Origin of the sequence: Kosakonia sp. CCTCC M2018092 (assembly GCF_003864115.1) — a bacterium.
In the GTDB taxonomy this organism is placed as follows: Bacteria; Pseudomonadota; Gammaproteobacteria; order Enterobacterales; family Enterobacteriaceae; genus Kosakonia; species Kosakonia cowanii.
In genome coordinates, this window is the sequence record NZ_CP034225.1 from 3,796,626 (window position 1) to 3,808,749 (window position 12,124).

14 protein-coding genes are annotated in these 12,124 nt (G+C 56.9%); 8 read left to right on the forward strand and 6 right to left on the reverse strand.

Annotation, left to right across the window (positions count from 1 at the left end):
- Positions 1 to 175 precede the first annotated feature (175 nt).
- The 6 genes from metN (at position 176) to proS (ending at position 5,756) form a co-directional block, all read left to right on the forward strand.
- Positions 176 to 1,207: a methionine ABC transporter ATP-binding protein MetN gene (gene metN / locus EH164_RS18065; protein ID WP_023480497.1), complete on the forward strand. Its 1,032-nt coding sequence runs from the start codon at positions 176 to 178 to the stop codon at positions 1,205 to 1,207.
- Positions 1,200 to 1,853 (forward strand): methionine ABC transporter permease MetI, encoded by a 654-nt coding sequence (gene metI / locus EH164_RS18070; RefSeq protein ID WP_023480461.1) that lies wholly within the window; start codon positions 1,200 to 1,202, stop codon positions 1,851 to 1,853. The genes metN and metI overlap by 8 nt, the downstream gene beginning before the upstream one ends.
- A 40-nt stretch (positions 1,854 to 1,893) precedes the next feature.
- Positions 1,894 to 2,709 carry a MetQ/NlpA family lipoprotein gene (locus EH164_RS18075; protein ID WP_023480346.1) on the forward strand — a complete coding sequence of 272 codons (816 nt, stop codon included), beginning with the start codon at positions 1,894 to 1,896 and terminating at the stop codon, positions 2,707 to 2,709.
- Between the two features lie 107 nt (positions 2,710 to 2,816).
- Positions 2,817 to 3,224 carry an Rcs stress response system protein RcsF gene (gene rcsF / locus EH164_RS18080; RefSeq protein WP_124969661.1) on the forward strand — a complete coding sequence of 136 codons (408 nt, stop codon included), beginning with the start codon at positions 2,817 to 2,819 and terminating at the stop codon, positions 3,222 to 3,224.
- Entirely contained in the window at positions 3,221 to 3,928 is a 708-nt protein-coding gene (tsaA, locus tag EH164_RS18085) for a tRNA (N6-threonylcarbamoyladenosine(37)-N6)-methyltransferase TrmO (protein WP_124969664.1), read from the forward strand. The genes rcsF and tsaA overlap by 4 nt, the downstream gene beginning before the upstream one ends.
- Positions 3,929 to 4,037: 109 nt before the next feature.
- A complete protein-coding gene (gene proS / locus EH164_RS18090; RefSeq protein ID WP_042713892.1) occupies positions 4,038 to 5,756 on the forward strand; it encodes a proline--tRNA ligase in 1,719 nt (572 codons plus the stop codon).
- A 49-nt stretch (positions 5,757 to 5,805) separates the two neighbouring features.
- Here proS and nlpE read toward each other — a convergent pair whose 3' ends face one another.
- From nlpE to EH164_RS18105, 3 genes are read right to left on the reverse strand one after another with little or no spacing between them, the layout of a single operon-like run.
- A complete protein-coding gene (gene nlpE, locus EH164_RS18095) occupies positions 5,806 to 6,501 on the reverse strand; it encodes an envelope stress response activation lipoprotein NlpE (RefSeq protein ID WP_124969667.1) in 696 nt (231 codons plus the stop codon).
- Between the two features lie 31 nt (positions 6,502 to 6,532).
- Entirely contained in the window at positions 6,533 to 6,958 is a 426-nt protein-coding gene (arfB, locus tag EH164_RS18100; RefSeq protein WP_124969670.1) for an alternative ribosome rescue aminoacyl-tRNA hydrolase ArfB, read from the reverse strand.
- A complete protein-coding gene (locus EH164_RS18105; RefSeq protein ID WP_023480349.1) occupies positions 6,955 to 7,500 on the reverse strand; it encodes a YaeQ family protein in 546 nt (181 codons plus the stop codon). Before EH164_RS18105 ends, arfB begins: the two co-directional genes overlap by 4 nt.
- Positions 7,501 to 7,694: 194 nt before the next feature.
- Between EH164_RS18105 and EH164_RS18110 the strand changes: the two genes are divergently transcribed.
- Positions 7,695 to 7,895, forward strand: coding sequence for a YaeP family protein (locus EH164_RS18110; RefSeq protein ID WP_023480353.1), 201 nt, complete (start codon positions 7,695 to 7,697; stop codon positions 7,893 to 7,895).
- Positions 7,882 to 8,142, forward strand: a complete 261-nt coding sequence (gene rof / locus EH164_RS18115) for a Rho-binding antiterminator (RefSeq protein ID WP_023480196.1) — start codon at positions 7,882 to 7,884, stop codon at positions 8,140 to 8,142. Before EH164_RS18110 ends, rof begins: the two co-directional genes overlap by 14 nt.
- Positions 8,143 to 8,167: 25 nt before the next feature.
- Here the strand turns inward: rof and tilS are convergent, their stop codons facing one another.
- The 3 genes from tilS to EH164_RS18130 form a co-directional block, all read right to left on the reverse strand.
- Positions 8,168 to 9,463, reverse strand: a complete 1,296-nt coding sequence (gene tilS, locus EH164_RS18120) for a tRNA lysidine(34) synthetase TilS (protein ID WP_124971565.1) — start codon at positions 9,461 to 9,463, stop codon at positions 8,168 to 8,170.
- A gap of 63 nt (positions 9,464 to 9,526) precedes the next feature.
- Positions 9,527 to 9,916, reverse strand: a complete 390-nt coding sequence (locus EH164_RS18125; RefSeq protein ID WP_124969673.1) for a VOC family protein — start codon at positions 9,914 to 9,916, stop codon at positions 9,527 to 9,529.
- A 58-nt stretch (positions 9,917 to 9,974) separates the two neighbouring features.
- Positions 9,975 to 12,113 (reverse strand): lysine decarboxylase LdcC, encoded by a 2,139-nt coding sequence (locus tag EH164_RS18130; protein WP_094419398.1) that lies wholly within the window; start codon positions 12,111 to 12,113, stop codon positions 9,975 to 9,977.
- Positions 12,114 to 12,124 lie beyond the last annotated feature (11 nt).

A 12,124-nucleotide genomic window follows, 5' to 3' on the forward strand; every position in this document is an offset into this window, starting at 1 on the left:
AGGCCGTGTTGCGCCGTAGTATCTCATGTTTCGCTACGCAGGAAAGTGCTCATCATAACAGCGCGACATTGATTTAGACGTCTGGATGCCTTACCATCCGCTCTGTTTACGGCTTTTTCCCGTAACCGGCAGAACAAAATGCCACGGCTCACTCTTATACGATAAAAATAATCTAATGATTAAACTTTCGAATATCACCAAGGTGTTCCAGCAGGGAAACCGCAAAATTCAGGCGTTAAACAACGTCAGTCTGCACGTACCTGCTGGCCAAATTTATGGCGTGATTGGCGCATCCGGCGCAGGGAAAAGTACGCTGATTCGCTGCGTAAACCTGCTTGAGCGCCCATCACAAGGCAGCGTGCTGGTCGACGGTCAGGATCTGACCCAGCTCTCTGAAGCGGAATTAACCAAAGCGCGCCGCCAAATCGGCATGATCTTCCAGCACTTCAACCTGCTCGCTTCCCGCACGGTGTTCGGCAACGTGGCGCTGCCGCTGGAGCTGGATAACACCCCGCGCGAAGAGATTAACCGCCGCGTTAAAGAGCTGCTCGATTTGGTCGGCCTCGGCGATAAACACGACAGCTACCCGGCCAACCTCTCTGGCGGCCAGAAACAGCGTGTCGCCATCGCTCGAGCGTTAGCCAGCAACCCAAAAGTGCTGCTGTGCGATGAAGCCACCAGCGCCCTTGACCCGGCGACCACCCGCTCGATTCTTGAATTATTGAAAGACATTAACCGCCGCCTGGGACTGACCATTCTGTTGATCACCCATGAGATGGACGTGGTGAAGCGCATCTGCGACTGCGTGGCAGTGATCAGCAACGGCGAATTGATTGAGCAGGATACCGTCAGCGAAGTCTTCTCCCATCCGAAAACGCCGCTGGCGCAGCAGTTTATTCAGTCGACCCTGCATCTGGACATCCCGGAAGACTATTTACAGCGTCTGCAGCCTGAGCCGCAGGCGGATAGCGTTCCGATGCTGCGCATGGAGTTTACCGGCCAGTCGGTCGACGCTCCGCTGCTGTCGGAAACCGCCCGTCGTTTCAATGTGAATAACAACATTATCAGCGCGCAGATGGATTACGCCGGCGGCGTGAAGTTCGGCATTATGCTGACCGAAATGCACGGCACCGCGCAGGATACGCAGGCGGCCATCGCCTGGCTGCAAGAACACCATGTAAAAGTAGAGGTACTCGGTTATGTCTGAGGCAATGATTTGGCTCTTCGCCCGCAGCATCTGGGAAACGTTGTTTATGACCTTTGCCTCTGGCCTGCTCGGTTTTGCCGTCGGCCTGCCGTTCGGCGTATTACTTTACGTGACCCGCCCCGGCCAGATTATGCAAAACCTCACGCTCTATAGCGCGATTTCTGCCACGGTCAATATCTTCCGCTCCATCCCCTTCATTATTCTGCTGGTGTGGATGATCCCCTTTACCCGCGTCATCGTTGGCACCTCAATCGGCCTTTACGCGGTGATCGTGCCGCTAACCGTTGGCGCAGCGCCGTTTATCGCCCGTATGGTGGAGAATGCCTTGCTTGAACTGCCGGCAGGTCTGATTGAAGCATCACGCGCAATGGGCGCCACGCCGATGCAGATCATCCGTAAGGTATTGCTGCCGGAAGCGCTGCCGGGGCTGATCAATGCTGCAACCATTACCCTTATCACGCTGGTCGGTTACTCGGCGATGGGTGGTGCCGTGGGCGCGGGCGGTCTTGGCCAGTTAGGTATTCAGTACGGCTATGTCACCTACAACCCATTAGTGATGAACACGGTTTTAGTATTGCTTGTGGTTTTGGTTTACTTAATTCAATTCGCGGGCGATCGTATCGTCCGGGCTGTGACGCACAAATAACGTTACACAACATAACGACTCTGACAGTAAGGAATAACTGATGGCTTTTAACTTTAAGACCTTTGCCGCCGTTGGCGCGCTGATCGGCTCCCTGGCGCTGGTCGGCTGCGGCCCGGATGAAAAAGATCCGAATCACATCAAAGTTGGTGTGATTGTTGGCGCTGAGCAGCAAGTTGCCGAAGTGGCGCAAAAAGTAGCAAAAGAGAAGTATGGCCTCGATGTTGAGCTGGTCACCTTTAACGACTACGTGCTGCCGAACGAAGCGCTGAGCAAAGGCGATATCGACGTTAACGCCTTCCAGCATAAGCCGTATCTCGATCAGCAGATCAAAGACCGCGGCTTCAAACTGGTGCCGGTCGGCAACAGCTTTGTCTACCCTATCGCTGGCTACTCGAAAAAAATCAAAGCGATCTCCGAGCTGCAGGATGGCTCTCAGGTTGCCGTTCCTAACGATCCGACCAACCTTGGCCGTGCCCTGCTGCTGCTGCAGAAAGAGGGTCTGATCAAACTGAAAGATGGCGTTGGCCTGATGCCGACGGTGCTGGACGTCACTGAAAACCCGAAAAACCTGAAGATCGTTGAGCTGGAAGCCCCGCAGCTGCCGCGCTCACTGGACGATGCGCAGATTGCGCTGGCGGTGATCAACACCACTTATGCCAGCCAGATTGGCCTGACCCCGGAAAAAGACGGCATCTTTGTTGAAGACAAAGACTCCCCGTACGTGAACCTGATCGTTGCGCGTGAAGATAATAAAGACGCGGAAAACGTGAAGAAATTTGTGCAGGCGTTCCACTCTGACGAAGTCAGCGAGGCTGCCAACAAAGTCTTTAACGGCGGCGCGGTGAAAGGCTGGTAATCTCATCAGTCTGTAATATCATTCAGGGCGGGCGAAAGCCCGCCTTGTCATTTGGGCACGCCCTTGTTTCAATACGGCGTTAAGAAAATTTTTGTGAGGATACTTTTATGCGTGCTTTCCCGATCTGTCTATTAGCACTCACGCTGAGCGGCTGTTCGTTGCTAAGCAGATCACCTGTCGAACCCGTGCAGAGTAACGCAGCGGAACCCAAAGCAGAGCCGCAAAAAGCGAAAGTCTCGCGCGCCGCTCCCGTTCGCATCATTACTAACGCAGAAGAGCTGGTCGGCAAGCCGTTCCGCGATCTCGGTGAAGTGACCGGCGAATCATGCCAGGCCAGCAACCAGGATTCACCGCCGAACATCCCTACCGCCCGTAAACGCCTGCAGATCAACGCCTCGAAAAAAGCCAAAGCGAATGCCGTCCTGCTGCATAACTGCGAAGTTACCAGCGGCACGCCAGGCTGCTACCGCCAGGCGCTCTGCGTCGGCTCTGCCCTGAATATCTCGAACAAATGAGTCATTTTGCTTTCGAGCAAATCGGCGTTATTCGCTCACCCTATAAAGAGAAGTTTGCTGTCCCGCGCCAGCCAGGTCTGGTGAAACACGGCGGCGGCGAACTTCACTTGCTGACGCCTTACAACCAGCCCGATGCGGTTCGCGGTCTGGAGGCGTTCAGCCACCTTTGGGTGCTGTTTGTTTTTCATCAGACGATGGAAGGCGGCTGGCGTCCGACGGTGCGGCCCCCGCGCCTCGGCGGCAACGCCCGCATGGGCGTCTTTGCCACCCGCTCGACGTTTCGCCCCAACCCGATCGGCATGTCGCTGGTTGAGCTGAAGGGCATCCGCTGCCATAAAGATCAGGTTATCCTGCAACTCGGCAGCCTCGATCTGGTTGATGGTACGCCGGTGGTCGATATCAAACCCTATCTCCCCTTTGCAGAAGCGCTGCCCGATGCGCAGGCAAGCTATGCTCAGCACGCCCCCGCCGCGAGTGTCGCTGTGACCTTTACAGCTGAGCTTGCACCGTCGCTCGCCCTGCTGGAGAAACGCTATCCGCACTTTGCCGCGTTTGTGCAGGAGGTGCTGTCGCAGGATCCGCGCCCGGCCTACCGCAAAGAGGAGGAGCCGGGGAAAACCTACGCCGTCTGGCTGCATGATGTAAATGTCCGCTGGCGCGTTGTCGACGGCGGTTTTGAAGTGTTTGCCCTTGAACCACGCTAATTTTGAGCCCCTCTCTTTTGGCATCTCTGCCGGGCTGATAAACTAAACCACTTTTTTGTGTCAGGCCGCCTCCGGCCTGCTCCAATTGTCCAAATGGAACCGTAACAACATGCGTACTAGCCAATACTTGCTCTCTACTCTGAAAGAGACGCCTGCCGACGCCGAAGTGATCAGCCACCAGCTGATGCTGCGCGCCGGGATGATCCGCAAACTGGCCTCCGGGTTGTACACCTGGTTGCCGACCGGTCTGCGCGTCCTGAAAAAAGTCGAAAACATCGTGCGTGAAGAGATGAACAACGCCGGTGCGATTGAGGTGTCCATGCCGGTCGTGCAGCCAGCCGACCTGTGGCAAGAGAGCGGTCGCTGGGAGCAGTACGGTCCGGAACTGCTGCGTTTTGTCGATCGCGGCGAACGCCCGTTCGTGCTCGGCCCGACCCACGAAGAGGTGATCACCGATCTGATCCGCAACGAGCTGAACTCCTACAAACAGCTGCCGCTGAACTTCTTCCAGATTCAGACCAAATTCCGCGATGAAGTGCGCCCGCGTTTCGGCGTGATGCGCTCGCGCGAGTTCCTGATGAAAGATGCTTACTCTTTCCATACCTCTCAGGAGTCGCTGCAAGAGACCTATGACGCGATGTACGCCGCGTACAGCAAAATCTTCAGCCGTATGGATCTCGATTTCCGCGCGGTACAGGCGGATACCGGCTCCATCGGCGGTAGCGCATCCCATGAGTTCCAGGTGCTGGCGCAGAGCGGCGAAGATGATGTGATCTTCTCTGACTCCTCCGATTTCGCCGCCAACATTGAGTTTGCCGAAGCGCTGGCACCGAAAGCGCCACGCGCTGCTGCCACGCAGGAGATGACGCTGGTCGATACGCCGAATGCGAAGACCATCGCCGAGCTGGTTGAGCAGTTCAACCTGCCGATTGAGAAGACCGTTAAAACCCTGCTGGTGAAAGCCGAAGAGGGTGCCAGCGCGCCGCTGATTGCGCTGCTGGTGCGTGGCGATCACGAGCTGAACGAAGTGAAAGCGGAAAAACTGCCGCAGGTTGCCAGCCCGCTGACCTTCGCCACCGAAGAGGAAATCCGCGCGCTGGTCAATGCTGGCCCGGGTTCGCTCGGCCCGGTTAACCTGCCGATCCCGGTAGTGATTGACCGCACCGTTGCCGCCATGAGCGACTTCTCTGCGGGCGCGAACATTGATGGCAAACACTACTTTGGCATCAACTGGGATCGCGACGTGGCGACGCCGGAAGTGGCGGATATCCGCAACGTGGTAGCGGGCGATCCGAGCCCGGATGGCAAAGGCACCCTGCTGATCAAACGTGGTATCGAAGTGGGTCATATCTTCCAGCTCGGCACCAAATACTCTGAGGCGCTGAATGCCGCCGTGCAGGGTGAAGATGGCCGCAACCAGATCCTGACCATGGGCTGCTACGGTATCGGCGTGACGCGCGTTGTCGCGGCGGCGATTGAGCAGAACCACGACGATCGCGGCATCATCTGGCCGGATGCGATTGCTCCGTTCCAGGTTGCCATTCTGCCGATGAATATGCACAAGTCCTACCGTGTGCAGGAGCTGGCGGAAAAACTCTATGCCGATCTGCGCGCGCAGGGTATTGAAGTGCTGATGGACGACCGTAAAGAGCGTCCGGGCGTGATGTTTGCTGATATGGAACTGATCGGCATTCCGCACACCGTGGTGATTGGCGATCGCAACCTCGACAATGACGATATCGAATACAAATATCGTCGCAGCGGCGAGAAGCAGATGATTAAAACCGGCGATGTGCTGGATTACCTGGTGAAAGCCATCAAAGGCTAAGCCAATAAAAAAGCCCCGTTAAACGGGGCTTTTTTTATGTTATCAACGGTTACTCATCGCAGCCTTTATCCGCGCTGAATTTGCCTTTGTTGTTCGTCACCAGCACTTTCTGCGCCGCACCGGTATCCGGGTTCGGCTCCAGCGCAAAATGCCCCTCCACCACCAGCAGAATCGGCTTCAGCTCCGTGCCGCGTGCCGCCGCATAATCGCGCTCAAGCTGCGCGTTGCTGGCGACCGCCACCTCTTTTCCGGTCGCACAATCGGTAAAGACCGCCGCATCCGCCATATATTTGTACATGCCGCGCATCGCCATCGGCGTGGTTGGCAGTGGCGCTTTCACCGGTTGCAGGGTGTAGTTGAGCGACGACTTAATCGGGTTGCCCTCCTGATCCAGCATCTCCAGTGCTTCACCCTTCGCACGGAAATAGGTCTTTTCGCCATGGCTATCGGTGAGGACTAATTTGTCCGCCGTGCGCGCCCAGTTGCCATAGGCACCGAAGACCGATGGCGCTTTCCCGCCCTGGTAATGCTGGTTCATTACCCAGCTGCCATCTTTTTGCAGAAACAGTGAGGTTTCAATACCTTCACAATCCGCGCAGGGCAACACACCGCGCCAGCTCTGCTGCATCGGTTTCAGCTCTTCGACCTGGGTCGGCTGCACCATTTCCGTCTCGTTACGGTTATTACAGCCGAAAAGGGCAAAGAGGGTACACCCTGCCGCGACGGCTAAAATCGCTCTGTTCACACTCGTTTCCTTATGCTTGTTTCCGTTGTCTTTATCCGCCGTCATGACGACGGACCTTGCCACGTAGCGCTTTGACCGTCGACTTTTGTGACTTCGTCGATAACCGCCGCTCTTTCGAGGCGCGGGTCGGGCGCGTGGCCCGGCGGCTTTTCTGCACTACGGTTAACTCTTTAATCAGCGCCACCAGGCGGGCTATCGCCGCTTCGCGATTCATCTCCTGGCTGCGGTACTCCTGCGCTTTGATAACGATCCAGCCATCCTGGCTTATCAAATGGTGCGACGCCTCCAGCAGGCGCGCCTTGTAATACTCTGGCAGGCTGGAGGCGCGAATGTCAAAACGCAGATGAATAGCGGTTGAGCTTTTGTTGACGTGCTGGCCGCCCGCACCCTGCGAGCGCACGGCGGTGATATCCAGCTCATCCTCAGGCAGCGAGACGGAGCGGGAGATCTCAATCATGGTTGCTGCCAGGTTTCAAAATGGAACTCCACGTTTTGCGTGGCATCAGAGAGCCAGATTGCGCCATCCTGCAGCGTCGCCTGCAGATTCATGGTGCGATCGTCGGCAAATGCGCTGAGCGCTGCCAGCTGTGCGTCATCCAGATACCAGATACTTAAATTGCTGAAGGTTGCACAGCGCGCCTGGTTTTGCTGCCACCAGATATTTGCCGCCCGTGAGTTATAGGTAAACAGCGCCACCTCTTTTGCCTGGTTGCACGCCTTCTTCAGCCGCTTTTCATCAGGCAGGCCAAGCTCGATCCACAGATCGATCCCGAGATAGTCGTTACGCAGCCATGCTTCCGGCTCATCATCAGCGCTCAGCCCGCGCGTAAACTGCAAACGCTCGTCGGCATACTTTATCCAGGCCAGCAGGCGCAGCATCATGCGCTCCTGCGTTTCGGAAGGATGACGGGCCAGCGTCAGGGCGGCGTCTAAAAACTGGTTCCGATCCAGATCGGCCACATTCACCGTCGCCTTATAAATTGTCGCTTTTAACGCCATTACATCCTCCTTCATAAAATGGCCGCCATTGTAGCGAAAATAAGCATAAAGCGCTGTTATCTCTTGCCGCGAGCGTTATTCATCACTCTGATAATGGTAAACAAGCTATGGTATAGTCACCTTGCTAAAGAGAGGTTAACTTCGTAGGCTTAGTGTTATCTCACAGTAAAGCCGGGAGACTGGCAGGAGGTGATGTGGATAATTATTGTGAGCTAGTGCGCAAACGTTATGCGGAAATCGCCAGCGGAGATGTAGGGTATATCCCGGACGCGCTGGGGTGCGTATTGAAGGTCTTGAATGAAATGGCGTCGGATGACACCCTTTCAGAGTCGGTCAGGGATAAGGCAGCTTATGCTGCCGCGAACTTACTGGTGAGCGATTATGTCAATAAATGATGCCTATCAACCCATCAATTGTGATGATTATGACAATCTTGAACTCGCCTGCCAGCATCATCTTTTATTGAAGCTGGAAATGAAAGATGGCGAGGTTCTCAGCGCCAAAGCGAACGATCTGCTGTTGCGTAAAAACGTTGAGTATCTGGTGATTGACGCCGCCGGGGAGACCCGTGAACTGCGTCTGGACAGAATTGCCAGCTTCAGCCATCCCGAAATCGGCACCGTTGTGGTGAGCGAGTCCTGAACACCGCGGGCAGCGTCGCTGCCCGCTATCTTTGCCACACCAGACGCACGCCCGTCTGCCCTGCCTCTTTTACCCCTTCCCGCGTTACAAACCGATCGGCCGCCGCAATCAGCGTATCGCCATAAAAGAGCAGCGGCGTGGCATCGCGTTGCCACGGGGGAACGTCCAGCTCCTGCCAGATTTTTTTCAGCTTCCGCCCGCCGTGACGACCCACAATGTGGATCAGGCCGGGTGCCTGAAAGCGCACGGAAACCGCTTCATCGACAGCGGGCGCGCGTAAATCACCGCCAGAGGCCAACGACAGCGTTCCCAATCCCTGCGGCAAAGTGAGCGTGGCAAAAGGCGCAGGCCAGGCAAGCTCGGCATCACGCGGATGCGCGGTGCGTTTCACCCACCATAAACACCCCTGATAGCGCCGCACCTCATCGTCGCCAACGCGCAGACACGGCACCGCATCTTCCCGGGCGAGTGCCACCTCCTGCCACAGGCGATCGAGCATCGCCCGCGAAGGCATCATCGCCCCGCGCTGCGCCAGCCAGCGGCGCAAAAGCGCTCGCCGCCGTGCATCGCTGTAAGCGGTGAGAGGCGCAATCGTCAGCGCCCCCTCTGCGGTGGTCACTGTTGATAACGACTCCGCCAGCAGTTCATCGAGTAACTGTTCCTGTTCGCCGCAAAGCGCTGCACTGCGCGCCGCCGCATCGGCAAAGTGCGGCCAACGGGCGTTTAACAGAGGAAGAATTGCCTTGCGCAGGAAGTTGCGATCGAAGCGCGTGTCGGCGTTGCTCTCATCCTCGATCCAGCTGAGATGATGATCGCGCGCCCACTGCTCAAGCGATGCCCGGCTCTGGTTGAGCAACGGGCGGAACAGCTGCGTATCGCCAAACGGCAAACTCTGCGGCATCGCGGCCAGCCCGGCCGGCCCGCTGCCGCGTTTAAGCGCTAACAGCACCGTTTCAGATTGATCGTCGAGATGCTGCGCGGTGACAAGCACTTCACCCGGCAGCAGTGCATCACGAAACGCCTGATAGCGGGCGGTACGCGCCTGCGCCTCTATCCCCTTCCCCTCATCCACCAGCATGACACGAACAAGTGAAAGCGGGATCTGCCAGCGCTCACACAGTGATTCGCAGTGCGCCGCCCAGCGATCGGCATTCGGGCTTAAGCCGTGATGCACATGAATTGCGCGCAGCTGCACGTCGGGGCGATCTTCGCGCCAGAGCCGCAGTTGATGCAGCAAAACGGTGGAGTCGAGCCCGCCGCTGAACGCCACCAGAAACTGGCGTGATTCGGTCGGCAACGAGAGAAGCAGTGGCGTGGTCATAGTGAGTGTTAACACGGGAACAATGCCCGGCACGTTACCGGGCATTCACAGAAGTGGCAAGCCTTACTGCTGGTAAAGCTCCAGCGGCAGGCCATCGGGATCGTTAAAAAAGGTGAAGCGTTTGTCGGTGCAAGGGTCGATGCGAATCTCTTCACACGCCACGCCGTGCGCGGTGAGGTGCGCAACCGCCTGATCAATATCGTCGACGCTGAATGCCAGATGGCGCAGCCCGCAGGCTTCCGGCCGGCTGGCGCGCGCGGGCGGGAACGGAAAGGAGAAAAGCTCGATAACGTACTGCCCGTTAAGCGCCAGATCGCCTTTCCATGAGTCGCGCGCTTCGCGATAGACTTCACTGAGCAGCGTAAAGCCGAGGATGTCGCAGTAGAAAGCTTTGCTCTTTGCATAATCCGTCGCAATGATGGCGATATGGTGAACCTGTTTTAAACCCAGCATAATCTCTCCTTTTTTTGATGCCAGAACGTTACGCCCGCCGCGAAACGCCCGCAACCATTCAGCGCGTTTTTAGGACTCTGACGTAATAACACCCCTCTTCGTCCCGTTTTGCACCGTGAATATCCGTTTCGAATCCTGGATAGTGGCGGCCAATGGCGCAGAGCATCAGCAGGAAATCGAGCACTGCCCGGCTCTGCTCGGTGATCATCTCGCCCGGCATCACCAGCGGCACGCCCGGCGGATAAGGCAGGATCATATTGGCGGAAACGCGGCCGATTAACGCTTCCAGCGCCACCGTTTCGACATCGCCACGCACCTGTCGCTGCCACGCCTGATGCGGCGTCAGTTTCATCTCCGGCAACACGTCGAAGGCCTGCAACATCAGGCGCGGCAGATCGTGCTGGCGGATCAGCTTATGGATCCCCTGCGCCAGATCCTGAATACGCATATTGCGGTAGAAGTCGGGATCTTCCGCATAGAGATCCGGCAGCATATTACGCACCCGCAGGTTGAGATCGTAGGCGCGCTTAAACTCCATCAAACCGCGCAACAGACCCATCGCCCGCGTTTTATCAATGCCGATACTGAAGAGAAACAGCAGGTTATAAGGCCCCGTTTTCTCCACCACTACGCCGCGCTCATCGAGGAACTTCGCCACCAGCGCCGCCGGGATCCCCTCGTCGCCCATATTGCCGACCTCATCCATACCCGGGGTCAGGATCGTCACCTTCACCGGATCGAGGAACATATGATCCTCATCGGCCTCACGAAAACCGTGCCAATCCGCGCCGGGCGCCACCGGCCAGCACTCTGCTTCATCAATCTCTTCCGGCTGCCAGATATCAAAGAACCAGCCATCGGCCTCCTCTTTCAGCCGCTGTACCTCTTTGCGGAAGTGGAGCGCGCGCTCCACGGAGCGGTTAATCAGCCGCTTTCCGGGGTTGCCGCGCAACATCGCCGCCGCCGTTTCGATGGAGGCGACCAGCGGGTAACTTGGCGAGGTGGTGGTATGCATCATAAAGGCTTCGTTGAAAGCATCTTCGTCATATTCACCTTTGATATGAATCAGCGATGCCTGCGAGAAAGCGGCCAACATTTTGTGCGTCGACTGAGTTTCATAGAAGACTTTTCCCGGCACGCGCTCGCCGCTCATACCGCTTTTCCCGGCGTAGATCGGGTGGAAATTGGTATAGGGCACCCAAGCGGAGTCGAAGTGAATCGACGGCACATCCAGCGTCTTCTTGATCCAGTCGGTGTTGTAGAGCAGGCCGTCATAAGTGGAGTTAGTGATCACCGCATGCACCGGCCAGCTTGCGCCCGGCGTGGCAACGATCTTCTGCTCAATGCTGGCTGAGGTAAACTCGCGGCGCGGAATGCCCCCGAGAATGCCCAGCGCGTTGCGCCCCGGTTTCAGCCACAGCGGCGTGACATCGCTCATCATCAGCAGGTGAGCCAGGGATTTGTGGCAGTTACGGTCGATAAGCAGCGTACTGCCGGTTGGTGCGGCGTACATGCCGACAATCTTATTTGAGGTGGAGGTGCCGTTCGTCACCATATAGCTCTGCTCGGCACCAAAGGTGCGGGCGATATACTCCTCCGCCTCAAGATGCGGGCCGGTGTGATCGAGCAGCGATCCGAGCTCCGTCACCGAGATCGAGACATCCGCTTTCAGCGTATTGCCGCCAAAGAAGTCATAGAAGAGGCAGCCGACCGGGCTTTTCTGGTAAGCGGTGCCCGCCATATGCCCTGGCGTACAGAAGGTGTACTTCCCCTCCTTTACGTAGGTAAACAGTGCCCGGGTAAAGGGCGGCGTAATGTTTTCCAGGTACTCTTTGGTGTATTGCGCGATGCGCGTGGCAATATCGTCGGCTACGCTCAGCGCATATTCGAAGAACCACAGCGCCATGCGCATATCCTGGGCGCTGACATCCATCGTCGAGTGGGTGTTGATAAAACCGTAGAGCGGGAGGTATTCGTTAAGCTGGTTGATCTCGCAGCACAGGTCGAGGTTGTACTCGTCCCAGTCAAAGATCACGCCGCAGATACGGGGGTTGTGTTCAATAAATTTCAGTAAGTCGGTGCTGTTTCTCGGCCAGATGATCTGAAAACCCTGCGCCTGTAAGGCCTGTTCCAGCTCCTTAATCGGCTCATCTTTGTAGAAAACGCCATGGGGTCCCATGATGGCAATAATATTCACAACTACCTCCG

Coding starts and splice junctions, on each gene's coding strand:
- rcsF (WP_124969661.1), top strand. CDS start 2,817: ATGCGTGCTTTCCCGATCTGTCTATTAGCACTCACGCTGAGCGGCTGT.
- metN (WP_023480497.1), top strand. CDS start 176: ATGATTAAACTTTCGAATATCACCAAGGTGTTCCAGCAGGGAAACCGC.
- tsaA (WP_124969664.1), top strand. CDS start 3,221: ATGAGTCATTTTGCTTTCGAGCAAATCGGCGTTATTCGCTCACCCTAT.
- EH164_RS18075 (WP_023480346.1), top strand. CDS start 1,894: ATGGCTTTTAACTTTAAGACCTTTGCCGCCGTTGGCGCGCTGATCGGC.
- EH164_RS18105 (WP_023480349.1), bottom strand. CDS start 7,500: ATGGCGTTAAAAGCGACAATTTATAAGGCGACGGTGAATGTGGCCGAT.
- EH164_RS18125 (WP_124969673.1), bottom strand. CDS start 9,916: ATGCTGGGTTTAAAACAGGTTCACCATATCGCCATCATTGCGACGGAT.
- proS (WP_042713892.1), top strand. CDS start 4,038: ATGCGTACTAGCCAATACTTGCTCTCTACTCTGAAAGAGACGCCTGCC.
- rof (WP_023480196.1), top strand. CDS start 7,882: ATGTCAATAAATGATGCCTATCAACCCATCAATTGTGATGATTATGAC.
- arfB (WP_124969670.1), bottom strand. CDS start 6,958: ATGATTGAGATCTCCCGCTCCGTCTCGCTGCCTGAGGATGAGCTGGAT.
- metI (WP_023480461.1), top strand. CDS start 1,200: ATGTCTGAGGCAATGATTTGGCTCTTCGCCCGCAGCATCTGGGAAACG.
- tilS (WP_124971565.1), bottom strand. CDS start 9,463: ATGACCACGCCACTGCTTCTCTCGTTGCCGACCGAATCACGCCAGTTT.